This is a genomic window from Globicatella sp. PHS-GS-PNBC-21-1553, assembly GCF_033564055.1.
Taxonomy (GTDB): Bacteria; Bacillota; Bacilli; order Lactobacillales; family Aerococcaceae; genus Globicatella; species Globicatella sulfidifaciens.
This window is the reverse complement of sequence record NZ_CP085470.1, coordinates 1,999,497-2,024,565: the sequence shown is the minus strand read 5'-3', so window position 1 is coordinate 2,024,565 and position 25,069 is coordinate 1,999,497. Positions and strand designations below refer to the sequence as shown.

Here is a 25,069-nt window from a genome sequence, read left to right as displayed (position 1 = left end):
ACTGTTTGATGTCTAATCAAAAATGCGCTGAGCATTTACGTGTAAAAATTGAATCTATTTTATCAAATTTTTGCCCATTTCAAACAAGCTAATAAAAATCTCTTCCTATTATATAGATAAGATTTATAAGTAATGATTTTCTTTTCACTTAATGAAGCTATTTTACACTACTTTTTTAAATAGTTCATCTGATATGGTTATTATCAAAATAAGTCTTCAGGTTTTGATCGTTTTCAAAAAAGTCATCACCATACAGTGATTCATTAATCATTATCTTGATTCGAAATTTACATTTCAATGATGGTAGAATCTTGCCAATCTTTTAAGGCTTGTTCTTCTTCATCAGATAAACGATGTAAATGATTTAATAGTTCTTTGGCTTCTTGACGGGCAATCGCTAAAATATGCGCATCTTCGACCACATTCGCAAAATGAAATTGTGGTAAGCCTGATTGGCTACGTCCCATAATATCGCCAATTCCTCTAATTTTCATATCCTCTTGACTAATAAAAAAGCCATCTTGCGATTGGGTCATAATATCCAGTCGTGCTTCTCCTTGTTCAGTAGTAGGCGATCCGATGAGGTAACAATAACTTGGTAAATCACTTCTTCCGACCCGTCCTCTTAATTGATGTAACTGAGCTAAACCAAAGCGTTCAGCAGACTGAATCACAATGACTGTTGCGTTAGGAACATCGACACCGACTTCCACCATGGTAGTTGCCACTAAAATTTGGATCTGGTTATCATTAAATTGATCCATTACCTGTTCTTGTGCTTCTTTATCTAACTGTCCATGTAAGACGCCTACTTGATATTGAACAAAAACCTCGCTTAAATGATCGGCAATCTCGATTACATTATCAATCGACTGCATATTTTCTGAAGCATCAATTAATGGCAACACATAATAAACTTGATGACCTGCCGCCAGTTCAATGTGCATGCGTTCATATACTTCATCTATTTTTCCTGGTTCTACTCGATGGGTAGTAATTGGTTTACGTCCACCTGGTAATTCATCAATGGTCGAAACCGACAATTCGCCATATAATGTCATCGCTAATGAACGAGGGATCGGAGTAGCAGTCATTTGTAATAAATTAACTGCCGTATCATTTTTATTCAGTAAGGCTTGTCTTTGTCCGACACCAAAACGGTGCTGTTCATCAATAATGGCTAAGCCAAGCTGTTTGAATTGAACATTATCTTGAATGAGTGCATGCGTCCCAATCACAATTCGAATTCTACCCGTTTGTAAGCCTTCGATCAAATTTTGTTTTTCTTTTGCTTTTAAATTACTCACTAATAATTCTGCGTGTAAGCCCACCGGTTCAAATATCCGGTTAAAATTCTCATAATGTTGTTTGGCTAATATTTCAGTTGGTGCCATTAAAGCCGTTTGAAAACCTGCTTGAATCGTTGCTATCATTCCTAAAAAGGCCACTAAGGTCTTCCCGCTCCCGACATCACCTTGTAGCATTCGTTTCATAGGATAAGGCGCCATTAGGTCATAACAGATTTCATTCACGGCTTTTTTCTGAGCATTGGTCAAATCATAGGGTAAGGTCTTAATAACACTTTTTAAATCTTCAACCTCATAAAAAACTCGTACACCCTGCTCTTGACTATCACGATAAGCAGTGTTTAATAAGCGCCATTGATATAAGAAAAATTCAAGAAAGATGATTTTGCGCGTCGCTTGTTTCTTTTGCACTGAGTCTTTTGGAAAATGCATTTGGTACAAAGCTTGATTCAAAGGTATTAAGCGATATTTATCATTTAAATATTGGGGAATAATTTCAGGAATCTGATGATAATACTCATCAAAACCAGCTTGAATTGTTTTTAAAATGGTTGTTTGACGAATTCCTAGTTTGCTAGGATAAACGCCGGCAATATTATTCTCCCCTTCTTCATCAATTTTAATCATTTTCATGCCTAGTAAACTCTGTTGGTTACTTTGCCATTTACCATAAACTACTTTTGTTTGGCCTAATTCAAATGATTTTTTTAAATAAGGTTGATTAAAAAAAACAACTTGGATGACCTCGGTGTCAGATACAGCAAAACGAAATGATAAACGACTCTTGCGTCGACCATAATAATTGACCACCGGCGGTGATACAACTTGTCCTTTTAAGGTTACTTTCTCTTGATCCATAATTGTTTTTAAATCTCGAATTTGAAAATCTTCATAACGAAAAGGGAAATAAAATAATAAATCTCGAATAGTTAGAATGCCTAAAGAGGCAAATTGTTGTACTTTTGCTGGGCCCACTCCTTTTAAGATTCCAATACTATCCAACCAATCACTCACTGATCTTGCCTCCTCCCTTAAAATAACACAAAAGAGCCGGGTTGCCCCAGCTCTAACTATCATCCTTAATACACTACTCTGCTGAAATGATATAATTATATACCGGTTGATTACCTTCTACAATTTCAAATTCAACGTCTTCAAATCGTTCTTCTAATTCTTCAGCAATTTGATTTGCTTCATCGACTGAACCGTCTTCGCCTACAATAATCGTCACAATTTCAGTTTCTTCAGTCATCATTAATTTTAAAGTTTGGTCTAATGCAGTTGGAGCATCTTGTACGGATAACATAATTTTACCACTCACAATGCCCATGTAATCTTCTTTGTTAATTTTAACACCATCAATTTCGGTATCACGAATTGAATAAGTAATTTGACCACTGGTTACTTGGTGACTCATTTCAGTCATTTGTTCTTTATTTTCTTTAATCGATGCATCCACATTAAAGGCCATTAATGAGGCAATTCCTTCTGGAATGGTAGTCGTTGGAATGACCACTGTTGGAACTTCAGCCACTTGCGTTGCTTGCTCTGCAGCCATGACGATATTCTTATTATTAGGTAATAAGATAATTTTCTTAGCGTTTACTCTTTCGATTGCTTTAATAAAGTCTTCAGTAGATGGGTTCATGGTTTGACCGCCTGATAACACTTCAGTAACACCGAGTGAGCGGAATAATTCCATAATCCCTTCACCTGCTGCAACTGCGATAATAGCATATTCACGTTCTGGTTCCGTTGGTTCAGCCACTTGTTGAGCTTTTTCATTTAATGCTTTTTCATCATTTTCTAGACTACGCACTTGTTCGCGCATATTATCTACTTTAATCTTGATTAATTCACCAAACTCTTGGCCTAATTGCATAATTTCCCCAGGGTTTTCAGTATGAATATGAACTTTTACGATTTCATCGTCGGCTACTACTAATAATGAGTCTCCTTTTTGATCTAAGGTACTTCTAAATTCATCATAATTAAATGATTTAATTGTAGTAGGTCCTTCCCCAATGCGCACCATGATTTCGGTACAGTAACCATACGTAATCTCTTCAAGGGTCATTGGATTTTCTGCACCCTCTTCAAACATTGCATGTGCATGAGCTTGAGCTTGTTGTGATAATTCATCAGCATCTTGGGCAATACTTGCTTCGCCTTTAAGTGCAGATAAGAATCCTTCATAAACACTTAATAAACCTTTCCCACCTGAGTCAACGACACCTACTTGTTTTAAAACGGGTAATAAGTCAGGTGTCTTAGCTAAAGATTTTTCAGCGCCTGTTACGATTGATTGCATTACTTCAATAATATTATCTGTTTTAGACGCTTTTTTCTCACCACGAATAGCTGATTCGCGGGCAACAGTTAAAATGGTTCCTTCTACGGGTTTCATCACAGCCTTATAGGCAGCTTCAACACCACCGGCAAAAGCAGCAGCAAAGTCATTAGCATCTAAAGTATCTTTGCCTGTAATTGCTTGTGAAAAACCACGGAAAATTTGCGATAAGATAACACCAGAGTTACCACGTGCTCCCATTAATAAACCTTTAGCTAAAGCACCCGCTAATTCTCCTACTTTGTCAGATTTTGATTGTTTTAAATTTTCTACCCCAGAAGTAAACGACATATTCATATTCGTTCCGGTATCACCATCTGGTACTGGGAACACATTTAATGAGTTAATGAGTTCCATTTGATCATTTAGTCGTTGGCCACCGGCAATCACCATTGCTCGAAACTCGGCTGCAGTTATTTTTGTTAATTCCACTTGAATCCTCCTCGATTTTAAGACTTAGTCCACTTTAACGCCTTGAACATGAACATTGACATAACTTGTCTCAAAACCTAATAATTGTTCAACATTATATTTCACGGCTTGCTGAATATTTTGACAAATGACTGATATTTTGGTGCCGTATGTAACTAAAATATACACATCGACTGCTACATCATTACCTTGTTGGCTAATGACGACCCCTTTTGCATAGTTATCTTTTTTTAGAATTTCTGTAATATTATCGCGAATAACATTTTTACTAACCATTCCAACGACACCGTAATTATCGGTTACAGCTGCACCTACGACGGTTGCGATTACTTCGTTGTTTAATGTAATTTGACCATTTGGAGTTTGAATTTTAATAGCCATTTATATACGCCTCCTCAAACTTATGTTTTGTATCGTAATAATTTTACCATAACTAGTGATTAAACGCTATTTATTACGGATGAAATCTGTATATTTTACAGAATAGGTATCATTTAAACTTAAAAACAAACAATTAAACTTGCTCTACCTATCCCATACAATTTGGCTTGGATTGAAAGCATCTCAATGAATTTAGTCCTATCCAGTCATTATGACTCTTTTAACAAAAATAGGGACTGGCAATCAACAAGAATGTGTTTGCCTAGCCCCTATTAGTATATTGTGTTAATTATACACGTTCAATTTTACCTGATTTTAAAGCGCGAGCAGATACCCAAACTTTTTTAGGTTCTCCGTCGATCATCACACGAACTTTTTGTAAATTAGCGCCGAAACGTCGTTTGCTTTGATTCATAGCATGAGAACGAGTGTTTCCTGATTTAGCTTTACGACCAGTGAAATAGCATACTTTAGCCATCGTAATTCCTCCTTTATATCGCAGGAGCTGAGTCTCTGCTTTTTCATACCTTACAAATTTACCATAGTTTAGCTGTAAAGGCAAGATACTTTACAGACTTTTTTGCTTTTTTAAAAATTAATGATCATCTTGAACCCACAAAACACTAATCATTCCCTTAGTAAAGGATAATTCAATCGTTGGTCGGTTGGTGATAAACTCATTACTAATTAAAGCGGTCGGCGTCTTAAAATCAGTCGCTGGCAAATTGTATTTGGCACCTTTAATTTGCCACGAGCTAACTGGGGTTAAAGAAATGATCGATAAATACTTCGCTTGCGATGGATTCAATAATTGATGATGACCTGGTTGATAAAAGCGCGCTTGATGTTGAGTTTCAATAAAATGAAGCTTTTCAACAATGTTTTCAAAGCGCGGTTCCAAAGCTAACCAAATATTGGCTAAAAAGTGGTCAACACGACCGTCTCCACCTAAGGCCCCGTATATTGCAATCGTTTCATATTGAGAGTAATGCTCTAGCACATATAACAAAGCTAATTGCAAATCCGTATCATCTTTTTCTGATGGATATCGATGAAGTGTTTGCGTATTTTCTTCAATGAAAACTAATTCACTTGCACTAACTGAATCAAAATCACCGAAAGCATGAGTTAAAGTAAAACCGGCTTTTATTAAGCGATAGGCACCACGATCAACCCCTATTAATATGTCTTCTTCTTTTATTCGCAACTGGTCTAGGGCCGGATTAGATCCTCCTGCGCAAATTATGACTTTTGCCATCCGCATCGCTCCTTATTTACGTAAAGACTCAATCGCTTGTTGACGGTCCGTTGCGTTAAAAATATAGGATCCCGCTACTAAAACATCTGCTCCAGCTGTCAGACATTGTTGAGCAGTCATTTCATTAATCCCCCCGTCAACTTCAATTTCATATTGATATTGGTGTTGACTACGTAACTCTTTTAATTGACTAATTTTGGTTAAAGTCGATTCGATAAAACTTTGTCCTCCGAACCCTGGATTAACCGTCATGACCAATACTAAATCCACTTCTGATAATACAGCTTCGATGGCGGACACTGGTGTGCCGGGGTTAATCACCACTCCTGCTTTTTTCCTAATTGTTTAATCATTTGAATCACGCGATGTAAATGATGAGTGGCTTCGACATGTACCGTAATAATATCGGCCCCGGCATTGGCAACCATTTCGACATATCGTTCTGGTTGTTCGACCATCATATGCACATCAAATACTAAGTCGGTATGAGGTCTTAACCATTGATAGACCATCGGCCCAAAAGAAATATTACCGACAAAGTTACCGTCCATTAGGTCTATATGTAAATAATCTGCACCATATTGTTCAATTTCTTTAATTTCAGCTAATAATTTGGTAAAATCCGCACTCAACATTGAGGGAGCTATTTTCATTTTTTTATTTCTCCTTTTTACGATAAACCGGTTTTCTTTGTTCAATTTTTTGTAATATTTGACTATAATTTTCATATCGAGAGGTGGCAATTTCGCCGGTTTCAACCGCTTCTTTGACTGCACAGTTAGGTTCATTTTGATGTAGACATCCTCTAAAGCGACACTCGGCACTCTTACGCCAAATTTCAGGAAAATACTGACTCAGTGCTTCTTTTTCAATTTGTGGAAAGTCAATTGCACTAAATCCAGGCGTATCTGCAAGAAGTCCTTGATATAAGCGATATAAAGTGACTTCACGGGTCGTATGACGTCCACGATTTAAATAATCACTAATTTCACCGGTAGCAATATCGGCTTTAGGTAATAAATCATTTAATAAAGTCGATTTGCCCACACCTGATTGGCCCATCACGATGTAAATAGCATCTTTATTGACTACTGATTCTATTTCCTCTGCAAAAGCACTAATTTCATTTTTTACGATGACTTGATAGCCAATCTTTTGATAAACGTCTTTAATTTCTTTCACTTTTGATTCAGCTGTCGCTTCACCCATCGATTTTACTAATAAATCATATTTGGTAAGTAAAATAATCGGTTCAATTTGATGAGACTCAATCGATACTAAAAAGTAGTCTAATAAATTATATGAAAAATCTGGTTCGACCAGTGACATCACAATAAACGCGTCATCCACATTGGCCACCGGGGGTCTCACTAAACTGTTTTTTCTTGGAAATATCGTCACTAAACGACTTTCTGATTGACTATCATCAAGATCGATTTCGATTTCAACATGATCCCCAACCAATGGTTTTACTTGTTGATGTCGAAATTTCCCTTTAGGTTTAGTGGCATATGAATGACCTTCAGACCATACATAATAAAAACCACTAATCGCCTGGTAAATGAACCCTTCTTTCGTAATGATTTGCTTTTCTTTCATAGATTCCCTCCTCGTTTTATAAAAATAGACCACTACTGCCGACTCTAATCGGTCAATAGCAGTCCTGTCACTTCAACTATTGTTCTGGGTAAACAGCATTACTTTCCATATAAACTTCACCATCTCTTAAAATACGATACTGACCGACACCATCATTCTTAATAAAGAATTTTAATTGAACGGTCGTTGTTTCGGTTATTTCAAAACTACGATGTAAAGTATTAATATTGTTTTGTGAATCACCAATATAAACATCGATTACATTTGGTAATGGATTTTTCATTTCCAAATCAGTATCTGCATAAGTCGGTAAATATTCAAGCGTGATCGTCTCGGTATGTTGTAGAACCACTTCTTCTTGTGCACCTTGTGAGACAACGACTGAAATAGTATCACCTGGAACTAAAGCTGTACCACTCACAGGGTCTTGGCTAATAACTTGATCAACTGAGATATAATCATCATAAGCATAGGTGACATCAACATTTAAACCATATTCATCTGCAAAGTTTTGCACCATGGATAAAGGTAAATTATTAAAATCTTGCATAGAAATACTATCCGACATTTGTCCTACTGTAAAGGTAATCGTTGTATCTGTTGGCACTACTTTTGATCCAGGATCAACGCTCTGGTCTAAAATAACCCCTACTTGGCTTTCATCATTGGTCGCCATCCCGCGTCGCACTACAATAAAGTTAGCGTCCGTCAATTCTTTACGAATCGGTTCATAAGCTTCGCCAATATAATTACCAATTTCAACTTGCTCTTTGCCATTACTTACTACTAAGTTAACAGCACTATTTTTTTCAATACGTGAATTGGCTTCCGGTTTAGTTTCAATAGCCGTTCCCGCTGGTAAGGTCTTATCCCACTGGGGAATAATTTGATTGACGTTTAAATTATTTTCTTCTAGTAACTTTATCGCTTCTTCTTGCGTTTTATTGTATACATCCGGTATCGTTACAAAACGGGTGGTCTGAGCATAGACATAATAAGCACCAAGTACTAAGAGTACTAGTAATAATAGACCCACTAACCAACGTACGAAACGATAATTTTTGCGAACAGGTTCAATTGGTGGGACTACATCAAAACTAGGTACTAATTCTTCATCCAAAGGTTCTGGCGCTTCCATTTTTTTATCTAAAGCTTTATGAGCTGAAGATATAGGTTTAATTGGTTTTAAAACCGTCGTCTCAGACATATCCTTTGGTACAAAAAGTGCTTCATTCATACGATTAGCACTTAAACTAGTGGTCAAGTCTTGATGCATTTCTTCGACAGAATTATAGCGATCGGCTGGATTTTTTGTTGTCGCTTTTAAGACCACATTTTCCAAACTTTGTGGCACATAATCGACTGTATCTTTCACACGGGGAAATGCCTCTTGGAAATGCTTAAGAGCAATTGACACCGCCGATTCTCCATTAAAGGGAACGGTACCTGTAATCAGTTCATATAGTACGACCCCAAGGGCGTATATGTCTGATTTAATCGTTGCACTACTACCACGCGCTTGTTCAGGCGATAAATAATGAACCGAACCTAATAATGTATTGGTTTGGGTAATGCTGGTGTCCGATAAGGCAATCGCAATCCCAAAGTCGGTAATTTTCACTTCATTATTTTCCGTGATTAAAATATTTTGTGGTTTAATATCACGGTGAATAATCCGGTTTTTATGGGCAATTTCAATAGCTGACAAAATTTGACTCATAATCGAAACCGTTAATTCTAATGAAAGTGGCGCATTTTGTTTAATAAAGGATTTTAAATCTGTTCCCTTCACATACTCCATTACAATATATTGTTGTTGATCAGTTTCATCGACATCATAAACTTCAACAATATTATGATGCAGTAATTGACTGGCAGACATCGCTTCTCTTTGGAAACGACGTATCGCATCTTTATTATCTTGGAAGTCAAAGCGTAAAACTTTAACAGCTACATCACGATCAAGTATTAAATCACGCGCTAAAAATACATTAGCCATGCCACCTTGACCGATAACATCATTTATCTGATAACGATCCGAGAGTTTATCTCCTATTTCAATCATGCTGACACCTCCTCATTTGAGAATTCAGATGCTAAAATAACGGTAATATTATCAGTGCCTCCCGCATTATTTGCGGCTTCAATTAATTTTTCAGGAAAATCATCTGCAAGACGATCCTGATTAAACATTTCAAGTAATTGTGTATCTTCTACCATATTGGTTAAGCCATCTGAACAAAGCATCAGCATTTCTACTTGTTCCACTGGAATTAAGTTGCTTTCAGCTTCAACATCAGGAGTGACACCAATTGATTGAGTCACCACATTGCGTTGCGGATGCATTTGGCCTTCTTCTTTTGTAATTTCACCTGTTTTAATCAAGACATTGACTAAAGAATGGTCTTCGGTCACTTGTCGTAATTGGCCTTCTTTGTAGACATATGCCCGGCTATCCCCTACATGTACGATAACTAATTGATCCTCAACTACAATAGCCGCGACTAAAGTCGTCCCCATGCCTTCCAGTTGACTTTCTGACTTCGATTTTTCATAAATATATAAGTTAACGGCTTCAATCTGTTCTTTTAACCACGTTTGAACATTGGTTAAATCAAATTTTTCATCAGTTTGAACAAAGCGCTCCCCTAAAAATTGAGTGGTTTGTTTACTCGCGACATCGCCCGCTTGATGCCCTCCGACACCATCACATAAAATAAATAATACTTGCTGATGTTGATTCGTAAAATAATCAGCATAGTCTTGATTTGATGAACGTTTTCGTCCAACATTTGAACGGACTTTGATTTTCATCCTTTCACCTCTCATATAAACCTCTGTTTATTTTTTAACGAAACGACTAATAAAGAAGCCGTCTGTATGATATTGATGCGGCCAAACTCTAATTTGACCCGCTGAATTAAGTAAATCTGCTGGTAGTAATTCTGTTGGTTGGATTGGATCTAATTGAAAATCTGCATGAGTGGCTAAAAATTGATCAACTATTTGCTCATTTTCAATCGGTGCTAGTGTACATGTACTATATACTAACACCCCTCCAGGTTTTAATAAACTTGCGACATGATTCAATAATTCAGCTTGTATCTTTGCTAATTCAACTAAATCTTGTGCTTGTTTTTCATATTTTATTTCCGGTTTTCGACGCATCAAGCCTAAGCCAGAACATGGAGCATCCAAATATATTGTATCATATAATGCATTATTTTTCGGCAAAAATTTTGACGCATCGGCCTGTTGAGTGGTCACTTTTTCACTTAAACCCATTCTTTGTAAATGTTGATCCACTTTCTTTAATTTATGGCTCGATAAATCTAACGCCGTCAGATGGCCTGTTGTTAATAATTGGGCAATATGCGTCGCTTTACCACCAGGAGCTGAACAAGCATCCAATATCTGCTCTGCTCCAGTTAGTTTTCCTAATGGTGCGACTAACATACTGGACTCATCTTGAATGGTCACTCGTCCTTCCTTAAAGACATTAGAATGAATCAAGTCACCACTTTGTACGATTAAGCCATAGGGTGACACCTTACTAGGTTCAGTAATCACTTGTTCGGTTTGTAATTGTTGCTGAATCTCTTGACGCTGATCAATATTTGCGATCACTCTCGCTGATAAATGGGGTGTCTCTAATAGACTCTTTAGTAATGATTCCAGCTGATCACTTTGATCCCCTAACCAGTGTGAAAGTTGCTCGACTAACCATAATGGCATGCTATATTGAATACTCAAATAGTCATAGAATGCCGTTGCTTTATCGGGTAATTCCCTTAAAGGTTGGCGATTGAATTGTCTCAAAATGGCATTAACAAACTTGCCTAAGCCACCATGCCCATTCGTTTTAGCAATTTCGACTGCTTCATTTAAAACGGCATGATCTGGGACTTTATCTAAAAATAATAGTTGATAAATACTTAAGCGAAATAAAGAAGCAATCCAAGTATCGATTTTCTTGCCCTTGAGATAAGGTTCTAAATAATAATCTAATGTTAAGCGACGTTGCACAACACCATAGACTAATTGCACTAATAATTTTTGGTCCAATTCATTCAAGTGAGTATGTTGTAAGGTTTGATCGATTAAAACATTAGAATATTGATTTTCATATTCAATTTGATGAATCAGTTTGAGCGCCTGCCATCTAACATTTTTAGCTAATTGTTTTTCACTACGTTGTTTTATTTTCATTGGCTGTCACTCTATTCAAATCGTTGCCCGATTAAATCTTCAGCATCCATTCCGTTTAAGAAGGTAGTGACATCCATTCTTCTTTTGCCGCTTGGTTGTAATGAGGTAATCGCATAATAGCTTTCTTCACATTGGACAATTACTTGGTCATCTTCTGCGGCTACAATCGTCCCTGGTGCCACCATTTTCGGTTTAGCATAAGCTATCGGGTGACCTGCCCACACTTTTAAGCGTTGACCATTCCACATAGTATAAGTGGAAGGAAATGGTCGAAAAGCCCGGACATGATTATGTACTGCCGTTGCCGATTGAGACCAATCAATTTTTTCTTGTTCCTTAGAAATAGTGGGAGAGAATGTAACTAACTGCTCATCTTGTTTAATGGGCGTTATTTCCCCTGCAAATAAAGATGGTAATGTTTCTAATAATAAATCGCGCCCTATTATTGCTAAACGTTCGAATAATTGACCAACGTCATCAGTGGAATGAATAGGTGTCTTAGCTTGTGCTAAAATATCACCCGCATCCATTTCTTTTTCCATATACATAATAGAAATACCTGTTTCCTCTTCACCTTGCCAAATCGCATAATGAATCGGTGCCCCACCGCGATATTTTGGTAATAGTGATGCATGCACATTAATGGCTAAATATTTTGGATGTTTTAATAATTTGGTCGGCACAAATTGACCATAAGCGGCCGTGACAATTAAATCAACGTCCATGGCTAATATTTGTTCCATCTCTTCTGATTTACCTAATTTTTCCGGCTGGAAAACAGGAATTTGATGACTCAATGCCACTTCTTTTACTGGAGAAGCGGTTAATATTTTTTTACGACCAACAGGGCGATCTGGTTGAGTCACAACGGCAATCACTTCATATAATGAGGATTGTGCTAAAATCCCTTTTAAAACTGTTGCTGAAAATTCAGGTGTCCCCATAAAAATAATTTTCTTCATATAATTTACCTCCTCTAAATAAAATGATAAGGTTCATGGTCAATTGAAACATAAAGACCTTGCCGTGATTCATTTTGAGCTTGATTGACAATTTCACTAATTTTATTTTGAATGAATTGCTTATCTTTATACTTGAGTAATAATTGAAAATAATAAACGTCGTTGATGCGAGCAATAGCGCCTCTTGATGGGCCTAACAATAGTAATTGTTGTTGTTGCTCCAGTGATGGATTGGATAATAATTGTTTCAACTGATGGATTTTACGTTCAGCCATCCCTTGATTTTTACTGGAGACAGTGACTAAAGTTGTAAAATAATAAGGGGGATAATTCCCAATATGACGCCGTTTCATCTCGTATTTAAAGAAATTCTCATAATCGTGCTTCTTGACCAATTGCATCACATAATGATCAGGATTGTAGGTTTGAATGATGACTTTACCCCTTAATTGACCACGTCCGGTCCGGCCCGCTACTTGCGTTAATAATTGAAAGGTCTTCTCACCCGAACGAAAATCAGGTATGTTAAGGGCCGTATCCGCATTGATAACACCGACTAAAGTGACATTTTCAAAATCAAGCCCCTTAGCAATCATTTGTGTTCCCAATAAAATATCGGCTTCTTTATTAGCGAATTGTTTTAATATCCGTTCATGGTCCCCTTTTCTTCTAGTCGTATCATTATCCATGCGTAAAATTCGCGCATGTGGGATTAATTCTGTTAAAGTCTCTTCAATTTTTTGAGTTCCTGAACCTAAACTACGAATATGTTGACTACCACATTGAGGACATTCAGTTGGTACCATTTGTTGATAATCACAATAATGACATTTCATGCGATGTTCACTCTTATGATAGGTCAAAGAAATATCACAACGTGGACATTGAACGACATGTCCACATTCACGACATTGCATATACGATGCATAACCACGACGATTTAATAACAATACGATTTGTTGTTTTTGACTAATGGCTTGCTCAATTGCTTGTTGTAAGGATGGCGATATCTCGGTATAGGTCTTAGAAACTAAGACATTGGTCATATCGATTAATTCTACTTCCGGTAATTCAGAAAAGTTAGCTCGTTCACTCATCATAACGAGTTGATAATGATTGACCTGAGCCCGAGCTCGGCTTTCTAATGATGGGGTGGCACTTCCTAAAACAACCGGACATTGATGATATTGGCTCCGCCATAAGGCGACATCACGCGCATGATAACGTGGATTATCGGATTGTTTATAAGTCGTTTCGTGTTCTTCATCAATGATGATAATACCAATGTTTTTTAATGGTGCAAAAATTGAAGAACGGGCTCCTACCACAATCGTCGCTTCACCTTTAATAATTCGCTGCCATTCATCGTATTTTTCCGTAGTAGACAAACCAGAATGTAAAACTGCCACTCCTTTTTGGAATCTGCCTACCACTCGATTGACCATTTGTGGAGTCAAGGCAATTTCTGGTACTAATAATAAGGCCGACTGCCCTTGTTGACGGGCTTTTTCCATTAATTGTAAATATACTTCGGTCTTGCCACTACCGGTAACGCCTTCTAGTAGAAAGGTTTTAGCTTGCCCTTTTTCTACGGAAGCCACAATAGTATCATATGCGCTTTGTTGATTAGGTCTTAATGTTTTGGCTGTCGTTTGAAGAAATTCCTGGTCCTTTAATGGATTACGGTAAACAGCCACTTCAGATTTGATTAACCATCCTTTAACAATAGCGGTATTTACAACAGTACGACTGAGACCGGTTATTTCACAAAAATCTTGAATCGTAATCGGATAAGCTATTTTCGGATGATGGATTAAATAGTCAAGCAATTGTTGCTGTTTTTTAGCGGCTTTACTTAAAGTTTCAGAAACGGCTTTATATTGTTGTTCATCCAAGGCTTTATCGATCACTTGCATCATTTTGGTTGATTTCCGATCTAAAACTCGATTTTCTAGTTCGATGGCCTCTTGATCAATTAATGCTTTTATTTGATTCGGTGTTAATATCGTTTCGAGCACCGTTTTTTCAATTTCATGATTTTCAATCACAGTATTGGTCAAGGCTTGAATTTGAGCATGGTTATGTATTAGAAAATACGATTCATATTTTACTTTTAATAAATTAGGTAACATTGTTTGTAAAACAGCAATTCTAAAAGCCTGCAAATGATTGGCTAAATAATCACTCAATTCGATTAATTCTTCATTCAAAAAACTACGATAATCTAATAATTTGCTAATTGGTTTTAAAGTTCCAGTAAAACTAGTTTCATCTGAAAAACCAACCACAAATCCCAGTAATTGCCTTGGACCAAAAGGCACTTCAACACGCATACCTAATTGAATGGCTTCTTCCCACTGTTCGGGGACTAAATAGTCAAATTCTCGATTAACTTGAGCGACTGGAATATCGATAATCACTTTAGCAAGCATTAAATCACCACCTTCATAACTATATATGCTATCACAAAAAATCGTTTAAATATAGATATAAATACATTTGCTTAGAAAAAAGCCATCAAATTATCTTTATTAACAATACCCTTATCCAAGATAAAAAAACTACCCTCATCATATTACTAAGGATAGTTTAACAGAAATATTTTATAATACAGAAATTTTACTCGCTGTTTCCACATAATGATCATTAAAATGCGTTTTCCAATAAACCCATAAAAGCAATAAAATATAAAGGGTACTCTGTGTTAAAGCCATCACATTAGGATCTTTCAATAAGAAGCCCATTAGCATCGCGATCAAAGTGGGAAGGCCAAAAGTATTGAGTGATAACTGTAAAGCCTCATTAAAGTTAGCAATCGTAAATATTTTTCCAAACTTCGTTAACCAAAGTAAAAAGGCTGTTCCTAATAATAAACCGACGAAGTTAAAAAACATTAAAAACCATACATTAATAAAATTAGTTAACACAATCGATAAGCGATTAGCTTGAAACCAATGTTGAGACAATAAAGCTATCAGTGCTTCTTTATCTGCCACCGTGGTTAATGGTAGCTCTTCATCATAGGTTTGTTTAATCTCGGGATTCTTTCCTTCTTTAATAATAAAGCCATCTGGTGCAATTAAGATAGAGTTTTCTACTAGAGAATCACTATCTACCTCATCGATAGAAAGAATAAATTGACCGGTTTCAGCAACTGTTCCCTGTTCTACCATTTGATTAAATTGTTGAACAGTGTCGTCATTCATCGTTGCTAGAGCATTTGGTACAAAATCATTTAAATTAGCCGATTGAATTTTTCCTAACTGAACCGATAACGGCATCAACATTAAACCATTAAGCAACAATACAATTAACAGTATTTGCCACCAAGTCAATTGTTGACGATTTTTAAAAATTTTCTTGGCTGAAAAGATATTTATAAAGTAATTAATTGGAAATGCTTTGTTCATTATACTCACCTCATTCTACATATTATAGCACTAAAAAAGAAAATAGTGGACATGAAGTAGAAAATCAAAAGATTTTCACTTCGTCTGTCCACCCTTAAATCCTTATCAGATATTAACTCAATCATCAATTATGTTTATTTAAAAATTACAAGCAGTGAAAGACTAGGAATTGAACCAGAAGTAGAAAGTCAAATAATATTCGATTAATCTGGTCACCTTGCAAAGTTGAAACCTCTCAACCACTGTCTTTTAATTAACGAACAATAACTGACTAAATTTATCAAGTTTATGCCCAAACTCACATTCGATTGATTAACCCTTTGTTCCACCTTTAGTCAAACCAGTAACAAAGTTCTTTTGTAAGACAAAAAATAGAATTGAAATTGGCACAGCAATTAAAATAGAACCGGCTGCAAACAATGCTACTTTTTGGTTACGTTGGTCATTAATAAATGTTTGTAAACCAGGAGCTAAAGTATATAATTCTTCTTTACGTAATAAGAATTTTGATAGCATAAAATCACCAAATGGTCCCATAAATGCCCATAAAGCTTGTACAGCAATCATTGGACGTACTAATGGTAACACAATTTGCCAGAATCTTCTAAAATGTCCTGCACCATCTAAATTGGCTGATTCGTCTAAATCATAAGGAACTGTATCGAAGTACCCTTTCATTAACCAAGTATTCATTGGAATACCACCACCAATATAAATTAATGATAGGAACCAGAATTGGTTAATAGCTTTCATCAAGAGTGCCATTACGAAGAATGCCGTCAAAGCAGCCATCGTCGGCACCATTTGTACAATTAAGAAGAACATTAAACTATTTTTACGACCAAAGAAGTTGTAACGGCTATAAGCATAACCAGCTAGGGTTACTGCCATAACTTGCACTACCATGGTACTAACTGCAACGATTAAAGTATTTTTATACCATTGTAAGTAATAGGTCTCTTCAAATAATCGTTTAAAATGATTCAAGGTCCATTTTGAATTGAAATTTAAATCAAATGCAGTAATATTCCCTGCTCTAAAAGCAGAACTAGTCGTAATTAGTAATGGATAAATAATGATAATCGATAAGAGAATCATATAAAAATAGGTAAAGAATTGTCCCAAAAACTTTTTGAATTTGGCAGATGCAAATAATTTTTTCATGTTGATTATCCCTCCATTTCAAAAGCTTTTGTACGTTTAAAGACAATTAACGATACTGAAATAACCACTACTGAAATAATCAGTGTCAAGGCTGCCGCAAATGAGAATTGCGGTGAAGTTCCAGTTGTTAACTTATAGATCCATGAAATTAAAATGTCGGTTGCACCAGCGCCGCCACCCACTGATCCAGGTCCTCCATTGTTAAATAGATAAATCATCGTAAAGTTATTAAAGTTACCTGTATATTGAGTTAAAAATGTTGGAGCAGCAACAGAGAAAATTACAGGTAAAGTAATCGAAGTGAAACGTTTAAAAGCATTCGCTCCATCAATTTTGGCTGCTTCATATAAATCTTCGGAGATAGATTGAAGAATACTGGTTACCATTACATAAATATAAGGGAACCCTAGCCAACCTTGAACCATAATAATCGCAACTTTGGTCCAAAACGGGTTGGTTTTCCAAGCGATTTTTCCAATTTCAACAAATGGAATTAATTTGTTAATAAACGGAATTACTTGTGTATTCATCGCACCAATTGAGTCATTAAACATATTTGAGAAAGTCAAAATCGTAATGAATGCCGGTACAGCCCATGGTAATAAGAAAATTACCCCAAAAATACGTTTGAATTTTATAAATGGTTGGTGAGCTACAACAGCTGTGAAAATACCGAGCACAATTTGTAAAGTAGTCGCACATAATGTCCAAATTAACGTCCACATAAATACGGATGTAAAGGCATCTCTAAAGGTGCTTAATGTAAAGATATTCGCGAAGTTAGCAAAACCAATCCAGTCTAATAATTTTGCTGGTGGCATATTTTTAAAATCATAATTTAAAAATGCAGTAAATAAAGTGACTAAAACTGGGAAAATAATAGCAAAAGTCATAAAAATATATGCCGGGATAATTAATAGATACGGGAACCCCTTATCTAAAATATTATCTTTATGTTCTTCAAATGTTTGATTAACTTTAAATCCTTCATTCCAAAAATTTGCAATGCGTTTTGCATCTATCATATTGAAAATCAAGAAGATTAAGAATACAATCGTAATGATAATTTGTAAAGTACCGATAATCATTAAGAATAGGGAGTTATCTCCTTTTACCCCCGGAGTATCCCCTAATGTAATAAAGTCAGTCAACGCACCAAAACCAAAACTAACTAATTCATAAACAAACAACCCGGTAATTCCTAAAAAGGTGAATCCTTTGAACAATTGTTTATTATAAATTTGACCTAGTCCTGGAATCAACGACAAGAGCATTGCTAATGTCGGATTTTGTTTTTTGGCTGTCTGACTCATAAAATCACTCCTTTAAATAAAATGCTGTTTAACTATTAATATCTGGCAGAAGATCAACCTCTGCCAGATAAAAATAACGATTCACGAAATTTTAATACTTTTGTTCGATTGATTGTTTGATTAATTCAACAGCAGCATCAGCAGCTTCTTGAGCTGATTTATTACCTGAACCAGCATCGAACATTAAGTTTTCAGCACCTGTCCATACTTCACTCATTTGTGGAATATTTGGCATTGGTACAGCGTTTGAATAAACATCGATAACCGCAGTTGTTAATTCATTTCCAGCTTCAGCTGCAACTTCACGAGCTGCTTGGTTAGCAGGGATTTGTCCACTTTCTTCATACATAGCTGTTTGCATTTCTTCAGATGTTACCCAATTTAAGAATTCTTGTGCTAATTCTTGTTTGTCAGTAAATGCTGAAACTACCCAACCTTTACCACCAGCAAATGGTTTGTATTCTTCACCATTTGGTAATGTAGGGATTTTAGCAACACCGAAATTAACGCCTGCTTCTTTAATTGCAGCAGCTTGCCATGGTCCGTCAATAATCGCAGCAGCTTTACCATCAGTAAATTGTTGCATTACAAAGTCACTTACTGAAGAAACATCTAACATACCTTGTGGCCATACATTTTGGAACCAGTCCACTGCATAGTTAATACCTTCTACTGCCCCTTCAGAGTTTAATCCTAAGTCTTCATAGTTAGTACCATCTTCACCGAATACATAACCACCATATCCAGCTAATAAACCGTAGCTATGGTAGAAGTTAGTCCATTGAGCTAAGAATGCTGTAGATTTTCCATCTTCCCCAGCAAAAGCATATTTTTCATCTTTAGTCAATTCACGTAATTCATCAAAAGTTTTTGGCGCTTCAGGTAGTAAGTCTTTGTTATAGTATAAAACAATTGTTTCGATAACAGCTGGCGCACCATAAACAACACCATCTGTTGATACTTGTTGTTTATCTGTATCATCATAACCTGCTTCTTCATTTAACGTTACTTCGTTAATTAAACCTGTTTGAGCTAATGAACCGATACGGTCATATGGTGCAATTAAAACATCTGGAGCAGTTCCAGCAGGTCCATCTAATGCTAAACCATCAATTTTCTCAAACATATCGGCATCTAATAATTCTACTTTCACACCATATTCTTCTTCAAATTTAGCGATGTGATTTTTGACATAGTCATATTCTCCGGCTGCAGAAATAACTAATGTTTCTTCTTGAGCATCAGCTACTAATACACCAGTTGATACTAATGTAGATAAAGCTGTAACTGTAGACAAAGTACCAATTGCCAATTTTTTCAAATTCAATTTCATAATTGAAACCTCCTAAATTTTGCGTAAATCGCTTTCTTGTCTATATTATCTTATATTTTTGAAAGTAATACAATAGGTTTTTAATTCTGTTACCGTTAACAGAATTATAATCATTATTAAAACCCATTATTGTATCGTGACTCGATTTAAAATTTAGCTATTTAATCATATTTTTATGAAATTTTTTTATTTGTTTCAAAAACTTTATGCATATTTTGCTTTATTCGGATAAATTATCATCAGTTTTCATCAGCGAAAAAAAGAGCGGGTAAGCAATATAAAATCAAAAGATTTTATATTGCTTACCCAGACCGCTCAGTTGGAGTGGATCAGAAGTCGAAAATGAATAGTTTTGTTTCGTCTGCCCAAACTCTTTAAGACCTAGTTTGAGACCAGTCAACGACTGCACTCTCAATTAAAGATCGGGAATCAAAAAATTTAAAATTTTTGCCCCTAATTTCTAGGGTTTTATTTATTCGTTGTGTTGTATTAAGTAGAGATCAACACCTTATGTGTTAACCAACCTTTGCTGCTTAAAAGAAGATAGACGCTATTGGCAACTCATTATCTTATAAACGACGATGTTGACTAACAGCAATTTTATTGATGGCTCTTTCTAGTGATATTTTTGCTCGCTTAAATTTACGAGAATCTTTCTCTCTTAAGGCGGCAGCCATATCTTCTTCAGCTTGTTGTTTTTGTATTTCAACGGCCGCTTCATCAATGTCACGAGCACGAACAGCATAATTAGAGATGATTTCTAATTGATTGTTCGCCATTGATAAAATACCACCATTAATCGCAATATAATCAACTGGTTCTCCATCTTCCACTCGTGTTACTTTAACAGCCGAAATGACTAACGGTGTTAAAATAGGAATATGATTCGGCATAATGGTCAAGCCGCCTTGGGTTGTCTTCACATTACAACTATAGGAACGGTGTTCATAGATAATACCATCAGGTGATGAAATGGTCACAGTCATATATGGACGACTATTATTTTCATTATTTGCCAATTCATTCACTCCTCGTAATATATATTTAGAAGGTCATTTCACACCCTTCTGATCGTCTCTGTTTCTCTTGATTTACCGAACATTCTGTCATAAATAAGGGGCTATCCGTTGTTAGACTGGACGATTTCGAAGAAATCGAACAGGATGACAATGGCAAGCAAGCGAAGCGCGCTAGCTCAGCCTCATTTCAATTCATAAAATGTTCAATTGTCCCTTTATATTGCTTGGTTACTGTGAGATATTGTAGGATAATAAGTCTTGGAAAGGGACTTACGGGAATATGCTGTTCACTCCTGTGGCTTTGTCTACTTCTTAAGTCTGTAACCCAGACCATTGATGTCACAACCAACACACTAGCTGTTTCCACCCTGGTTCACACCCGCTAGTAGGCGAGTGGCAGCTTGAATCAGCGTGATAAGTATTCTATTAAGCGAGGCTGTTATAGGCAATGGTATCCTGGGATATCCCACAGTAACCAAGCAATTTCCAAATATTATCGAAAGGAGGTCCCTCACATGAACTTATATGTCGGTTTAGATGTTAGTCTAGCTAAGCTAGATGTCTGTTGTTTAACGGATGATGAACAATTTTCTGTTTTGTTAGAACGTTCTTTTAAAAATGATCACGACGGTGCCACTGAACTGAAAGAATGGATTCTTCAAGCTTATCAGGACTATCACTTTGATCGAATCGTCATCGGCATGGAATCCACATCAGCTTATAGCTTTCATCCCGGTTACTTCTTCAAAGAAGACCCGGAGCTGAGTGAGCTGAATGTGGTAGTCACAATTGAAGAACCAAGCAAAATCAAGAAATATCGTGAAGTTTTCTCCGAAAATAAAAACGATGCTTTAGATGCGTTCTATATTGCTGATTACTTGCGAATCCAAAGGTTTAATCTCTCTTTCTTAAAGGAAGACCAATACATCGCCTTACAGCACCTTACACGGTCTCGCTATCAATTAATCAAGCAACTCACCACAGTCAAGCAACACTTCCTAGAAAATCTTTACTATAAATGTAATACGCTTTCGATGAATCTTAAGGAAGATGGGCATTCCACGACTGCCCTCAGTGCTACCGTCATCTCACTCATGACCGAAGACTATTCACTGGATGACCTGGCTAATATGCCTTTAGAAGAACTTGGGCAATTAATTCAAAAACTAGGACGGGGACGCTTCAAAGCACCCGAAGACTTAGCTAAAACAATCCAAAAAGCCATTCGTTCTAGTTATCGTCTCTCTAAGGTCCATGCCCAATCCATTGATATCGTGCTGGCTGTCTTAGTCCGTGAGATTCGATCACTTGAAAAAGCAATCAAAGAGCTCGACAAAGGGATTGAAGATATTGTTCAAACCCTACCAGAATATCAGTGCTTAACTTCTATTCCTGGTATTGGTCCGGTCTATGCTGCTGGAATCATCGCTGAAATCGGACAGATTGAACGCTTTGATTCTCAAGCAAAAATCGCCAAGTATGCCGGGTTATCCTGGAAGGAAAATCAGTCGGGAAAACGTTCGTCCCAAAACACACCGATGATTCATCGGGGCAATCGGTTCTTGCGTTATTACCTAGTTGAAGCTGCCAACTCTGTTAAACGTTATTTACCTGAATATGCCCAGTTCTATCATAAGAAATTCCAAGAAGTACCTAAACATCAGCACAAACGTGCCCTCGTCTTAACCGCAAGAAAATTAGTGCGTCTGGTGGATGTGCTACTACGCAATCACCAACTCTATACGCCACCGGAGGTGTTGCATAGATAAAAGACGAACAAAATAGAGCTAATTATTAATAAAGTTCGTGAAAAAAACGCGATTTCACGAGTGTTTATTTAGTGCGCCCTTAAACATCTAAATGATCAAAAGCCGAGTCTAAAATAATTTATTTTTCTCTTGACTTATTACCACTAGACTTATTCTAATTCTTCCGGTAGACTTGCACCTAATTTTTTCGCTTTTGCAATCACTTGATCAATATTTCCAACATTACGGAAAGCTTCTTCTGGGAGTGTATCGTATTTACCATTTAGAATACCTTCGAAGCCATCCAATGTTTCTTCAATGGTCACAAATGATCCTGGTAAACCAGTAAAAGCTTCAGCCACATGGAAGTTTTGCGATAAGAAATATTGGATACGACGGGCTCTTTTCACCGTAATCTTTTCCTCATCTGATAATTCATCAATCCCTAAAATGGCAATGATATCTTGTAATTCACGATAACGTTGTAAAACAGTTTGCACTTGACGGGCAATTTCATAATGACGTATACCCACTATTTCTTCAGATAAAGCACTCGAAGTAGAAGCCAATGGGTTAACAGCTGGGTAGATACCTTGTTCTGCTAAATGGCGCTCTAAGTTGGTAGTCGCATCTAGATGGGCAAAGGTTGTCGCAGGAGCAGGGTCCGTATAGTCATCGGCTGGTACATAAACGGCTTGGATCGACGTAATAGAACCATGTTTTGTTGACGTAATGCGCTCTTGCATTTGTCCCATTTCACTGGCTAAAGTTGGTTGATACCCTACCGCTGAAGGCATACGACCTAATAAGGCTGACACTTCGGAACCTGCTTGAGTAAAACGATAAATATTATCAATAAATAATAAGACGTCTTGTTTCAATTCGTCACGGAAATATTCCGCCATTGTAAGTCCTGTTAAGACAACACGCATACGTGCTCCTGGTGGTTCATTCATTTGACCGAAAACCATGGCCGTCTTCTTGCTTACACCTGACTCACGCATTTCAAAAACGAGGTCATTCCCTTCACGTGTACGTTCTCCAACCCCAGTGAAAACGGAGATACCTCCTAATTGTTCTGCAATATTATGAATTAATTCTTGAATTAAGACAGTTTTTCCAACTCCGGCACCACCGAATAGACCGATTTTTCCCCCTTTAATATAAGGAGCCAATAAATCGATGACCTTAATTCCAGTTTCTAAAACGTGAAAACTGTTATCTAGGTCTTCATACTTAGGGGCTTCACGATGAATACTTTTGCGCTCAACATCATCGCCAACCGGTTCTAGTTCATCAATTGTCTCACCTAAGACATTGAACACTCTTCCTAAGGTGGCTTCGCCGACTGGTACTTTAATCGGTGTTAAATAATCCACAACTGTCATGCCGCGTTCCAAACCATCGGTTGATTCCATCGCAATGGTCCGAACCATTCCATGACCTAAGTCAAGGGCAACTTCAAGGGTTAATAATTTTTCTTCATCCGAAATATTTTCTTGCATTACATCCGCCATATCAGCGTTCGTTACAATTAATGCATTATGAATGTCAGGACCACCATTTTCAATTGGGAAAGTGACATCGACTACGGGTCCAATAACTTGTTCAATACGACCAATTCGCATGTACAACATTCCTCCTTCTAATCATTCAGTGCTTGTGCACCACTAATTATTTCAATAATTTCATTGGTTACTTTTAATTGTCTTTTTTGATTATATTGTTGTTTTAAATTTTCAATCATTTCCTCTGCATTATCCGTCGCACTACGCATTGCACTCATACGACTAGCATGTTCAGACGTTTTTGCATCAATAATCGCACCATATATTTGACTTTCAGCATATTGAGGCAATAATACATCTAGTAGTTCGTTTTCAGAAGGTTCAATTAAAAACTCAACTTCTGTTTCGGTATTTTCTAATTCTTCCTCTAACTCTAAATCGGTAATGGGTAAAATTTGTTCAGCCCGAAATTGAGAAGTCATTGGATTAATATGATGGTTATAACAAACATATAAGGCATCAAAGACTTGTTCTTTAAATAATTCGACCGCTTTTTTTACAATCTTCGACACTTCAAAAAAGCTAGGGTGATCGGTTAAATTATGAATTTCATAAGCGACTTCATACCCTTCATCGCGACAAAATTTTACGATCGGTTCACCTATTGCTAACACTACCACTTCGCTTTTATCTTGATGGTCTTGCTTAAACATCGTTTCGGTTGCTTTTAAAATCGAATGATTGTAGCCACCTGCTAAACCTTTGTCTGATGTAATAATTAAATAACCGGTTTTCTTAATCGGTCTTTCAATTAACATATCATGAAAATCAATATCTTTTACTTCATTGACATCCATAGGTACACCATCATCTAATAAATCAAATTGTTGTTTACCTAAACGGGCAACCATTTTCTTTAATTTTTGGCCATAAGTAAAATAACGACTCGAAGTTTGCACCATTTTATTATATTTAGAAGCAGAAACCATCTGCATCGCTTTAGTAATTTGAGCTGTTTTGCGAGTGGAGTCGATTCTTTTTTTATTTGGTTTAATGACATACCACTACCTCTTTCT

General features: G+C 36.5%; 18 protein-coding genes and 2 pseudogenes. 1 reads left to right on the top strand and 19 read right to left on the bottom strand.

The window, feature by feature from the left end; all coding sequences use genetic code 11:
- Nucleotides 1-287 precede the first annotated feature (287 nt).
- The 17 genes and pseudogenes from recG to atpC form a co-directional block, all read right to left on the bottom strand.
- Entirely contained in the window at nucleotides 288-2,321 is a 2,034-nt protein-coding gene (gene recG / locus LB888_RS09715) for an ATP-dependent DNA helicase RecG (RefSeq protein WP_318752788.1), read from the bottom strand.
- 73 nt (nucleotides 2,322-2,394) lie between these two features.
- Nucleotides 2,395-4,089, bottom strand: coding sequence for a DAK2 domain-containing protein (locus LB888_RS09710; RefSeq protein WP_318752787.1), 1,695 nt, complete (start codon nucleotides 4,087-4,089; stop codon nucleotides 2,395-2,397).
- 24 nt (nucleotides 4,090-4,113) lie between these two features.
- A complete protein-coding gene (locus LB888_RS09705; RefSeq protein WP_066124110.1) occupies nucleotides 4,114-4,470 on the bottom strand; it encodes an Asp23/Gls24 family envelope stress response protein in 357 nt (118 codons plus the stop codon).
- Between the two features lie 289 nt (nucleotides 4,471-4,759).
- Nucleotides 4,760-4,948 carry a 50S ribosomal protein L28 gene (rpmB, locus tag LB888_RS09700; protein WP_066124112.1) on the bottom strand — a complete coding sequence of 63 codons (189 nt, stop codon included), beginning with the start codon at nucleotides 4,946-4,948 and terminating at the stop codon, nucleotides 4,760-4,762.
- 117 nt (nucleotides 4,949-5,065) lie between these two features.
- Nucleotides 5,066-5,728, bottom strand: a complete 663-nt coding sequence (locus tag LB888_RS09695) for a thiamine diphosphokinase (protein ID WP_318752786.1) — start codon at nucleotides 5,726-5,728, stop codon at nucleotides 5,066-5,068.
- Between the two features lie 12 nt (nucleotides 5,729-5,740).
- A pseudogene (gene rpe, locus LB888_RS09690) lies at nucleotides 5,741-6,381 on the bottom strand (ribulose-phosphate 3-epimerase).
- Between the two features lie 4 nt (nucleotides 6,382-6,385).
- Nucleotides 6,386-7,327: a ribosome small subunit-dependent GTPase A gene (rsgA, locus tag LB888_RS09685; RefSeq protein WP_078756031.1), complete on the bottom strand. Its 942-nt coding sequence runs from the start codon at nucleotides 7,325-7,327 to the stop codon at nucleotides 6,386-6,388.
- Between the two features lie 76 nt (nucleotides 7,328-7,403).
- Nucleotides 7,404-9,392 carry a Stk1 family PASTA domain-containing Ser/Thr kinase gene (pknB, locus tag LB888_RS09680; protein WP_318752785.1) on the bottom strand — a complete coding sequence of 663 codons (1,989 nt, stop codon included), beginning with the start codon at nucleotides 9,390-9,392 and terminating at the stop codon, nucleotides 7,404-7,406.
- Nucleotides 9,389-10,141, bottom strand: a complete 753-nt coding sequence (locus tag LB888_RS09675; protein ID WP_318752784.1) for a Stp1/IreP family PP2C-type Ser/Thr phosphatase — start codon at nucleotides 10,139-10,141, stop codon at nucleotides 9,389-9,391. Before LB888_RS09675 ends, pknB begins: the two co-directional genes overlap by 4 nt.
- 27 nt (nucleotides 10,142-10,168) lie before the next feature.
- Entirely contained in the window at nucleotides 10,169-11,536 is a 1,368-nt protein-coding gene (gene rsmB, locus LB888_RS09670) for a 16S rRNA (cytosine(967)-C(5))-methyltransferase RsmB (protein ID WP_276646706.1), read from the bottom strand.
- Between the two features lie 11 nt (nucleotides 11,537-11,547).
- Nucleotides 11,548-12,498, bottom strand: a complete 951-nt coding sequence (gene fmt, locus LB888_RS09665) for a methionyl-tRNA formyltransferase (RefSeq protein WP_318752783.1) — start codon at nucleotides 12,496-12,498, stop codon at nucleotides 11,548-11,550.
- 14 nt (nucleotides 12,499-12,512) lie between these two features.
- Nucleotides 12,513-14,930, bottom strand: coding sequence for a primosomal protein N' (gene priA / locus LB888_RS09660; RefSeq protein ID WP_318752782.1), 2,418 nt, complete (start codon nucleotides 14,928-14,930; stop codon nucleotides 12,513-12,515).
- A gap of 171 nt (nucleotides 14,931-15,101) precedes the next feature.
- Nucleotides 15,102-15,908, bottom strand: a complete 807-nt coding sequence (locus tag LB888_RS09655) for a hypothetical protein (RefSeq protein ID WP_318752781.1) — start codon at nucleotides 15,906-15,908, stop codon at nucleotides 15,102-15,104.
- Nucleotides 15,909-16,220: 312 nt separating this feature from the next.
- Nucleotides 16,221-17,072, bottom strand: coding sequence for a sugar ABC transporter permease (locus LB888_RS09650; protein ID WP_311920907.1), 852 nt, complete (start codon nucleotides 17,070-17,072; stop codon nucleotides 16,221-16,223).
- Nucleotides 17,073-17,077: 5 nt separating this feature from the next.
- Nucleotides 17,078-18,385 carry a carbohydrate ABC transporter permease gene (locus tag LB888_RS09645; RefSeq protein WP_318752780.1) on the bottom strand — a complete coding sequence of 436 codons (1,308 nt, stop codon included), beginning with the start codon at nucleotides 18,383-18,385 and terminating at the stop codon, nucleotides 17,078-17,080.
- Between the two features lie 91 nt (nucleotides 18,386-18,476).
- Nucleotides 18,477-19,718, bottom strand: coding sequence for an extracellular solute-binding protein (locus LB888_RS09640; RefSeq protein WP_318752779.1), 1,242 nt, complete (start codon nucleotides 19,716-19,718; stop codon nucleotides 18,477-18,479).
- A gap of 569 nt (nucleotides 19,719-20,287) precedes the next feature.
- On the bottom strand, nucleotides 20,288-20,737 hold the full coding sequence (gene atpC / locus LB888_RS09635; RefSeq protein WP_257876905.1) for an ATP synthase F1 subunit epsilon: 450 nt from the start codon (nucleotides 20,735-20,737) through the stop codon (nucleotides 20,288-20,290).
- A 515-nt stretch (nucleotides 20,738-21,252) separates the two neighbouring features.
- On the opposite strand from atpC, the gene LB888_RS09630 reads away from it, so the two are divergent.
- Nucleotides 21,253-22,506: an IS110 family transposase gene (locus tag LB888_RS09630; RefSeq protein ID WP_318752279.1), complete on the top strand. Its 1,254-nt coding sequence runs from the start codon at nucleotides 21,253-21,255 to the stop codon at nucleotides 22,504-22,506.
- Nucleotides 22,507-22,655: 149 nt separating this feature from the next.
- Here the strand turns inward: LB888_RS09630 and atpD are convergent, their stop codons facing one another.
- Together atpD and atpG are read right to left on the bottom strand one after the other, a co-directional pair.
- Complete coding sequence (gene atpD / locus LB888_RS09625) at nucleotides 22,656-24,113, bottom strand: F0F1 ATP synthase subunit beta (RefSeq protein ID WP_318752778.1); 1,458 nt, start codon at nucleotides 24,111-24,113, stop codon at nucleotides 22,656-22,658.
- 17 nt (nucleotides 24,114-24,130) lie between these two features.
- Nucleotides 24,131-25,053 (bottom strand): annotated as a pseudogene (atpG, locus tag LB888_RS09620) (ATP synthase F1 subunit gamma).
- Between the last annotated feature and the right edge of the window lie 16 nt (nucleotides 25,054-25,069).

What these genes read in the sequence shown, in the direction of transcription:
- LB888_RS09705 (WP_066124110.1), bottom strand. Translation starts at nt 4,470, where the DNA reads ATGGCTATTAAAATTCAAACTCCAAATGGTCAAATTACATTAAACAAC.
- rpmB (WP_066124112.1), bottom strand. Translation starts at nt 4,948, where the DNA reads ATGGCTAAAGTATGCTATTTCACTGGTCGTAAAGCTAAATCAGGAAAC.
- LB888_RS09695 (WP_318752786.1), bottom strand. Translation starts at nt 5,728, where the DNA reads ATGGCAAAAGTCATAATTTGCGCAGGAGGATCTAATCCGGCCCTAGAC.
- rsgA (WP_078756031.1), bottom strand. Translation starts at nt 7,327, where the DNA reads ATGAAAGAAAAGCAAATCATTACGAAAGAAGGGTTCATTTACCAGGCG.
- pknB (WP_318752785.1), bottom strand. Translation starts at nt 9,392, where the DNA reads ATGATTGAAATAGGAGATAAACTCTCGGATCGTTATCAGATAAATGAT.
- LB888_RS09675 (WP_318752784.1), bottom strand. Translation starts at nt 10,141, where the DNA reads ATGAAAATCAAAGTCCGTTCAAATGTTGGACGAAAACGTTCATCAAAT.
- rsmB (WP_276646706.1), bottom strand. Translation starts at nt 11,536, where the DNA reads ATGAAAATAAAACAACGTAGTGAAAAACAATTAGCTAAAAATGTTAGA.
- fmt (WP_318752783.1), bottom strand. Translation starts at nt 12,498, where the DNA reads ATGAAGAAAATTATTTTTATGGGGACACCTGAATTTTCAGCAACAGTT.
- priA (WP_318752782.1), bottom strand. Translation starts at nt 14,930, where the DNA reads ATGCTTGCTAAAGTGATTATCGATATTCCAGTCGCTCAAGTTAATCGA.
- LB888_RS09655 (WP_318752781.1), bottom strand. Translation starts at nt 15,908, where the DNA reads ATGAACAAAGCATTTCCAATTAATTACTTTATAAATATCTTTTCAGCC.
- LB888_RS09650 (WP_311920907.1), bottom strand. Translation starts at nt 17,072, where the DNA reads ATGAAAAAATTATTTGCATCTGCCAAATTCAAAAAGTTTTTGGGACAA.
- LB888_RS09645 (WP_318752780.1), bottom strand. Translation starts at nt 18,385, where the DNA reads ATGAGTCAGACAGCCAAAAAACAAAATCCGACATTAGCAATGCTCTTG.
- LB888_RS09640 (WP_318752779.1), bottom strand. Translation starts at nt 19,718, where the DNA reads ATGAAATTGAATTTGAAAAAATTGGCAATTGGTACTTTGTCTACAGTT.
- LB888_RS09630 (WP_318752279.1), top strand. Translation starts at nt 21,253, where the DNA reads ATGAACTTATATGTCGGTTTAGATGTTAGTCTAGCTAAGCTAGATGTC.
- atpD (WP_318752778.1), bottom strand. Translation starts at nt 24,113, where the DNA reads ATGCGAATTGGTCGTATTGAACAAGTTATTGGACCCGTAGTCGATGTC.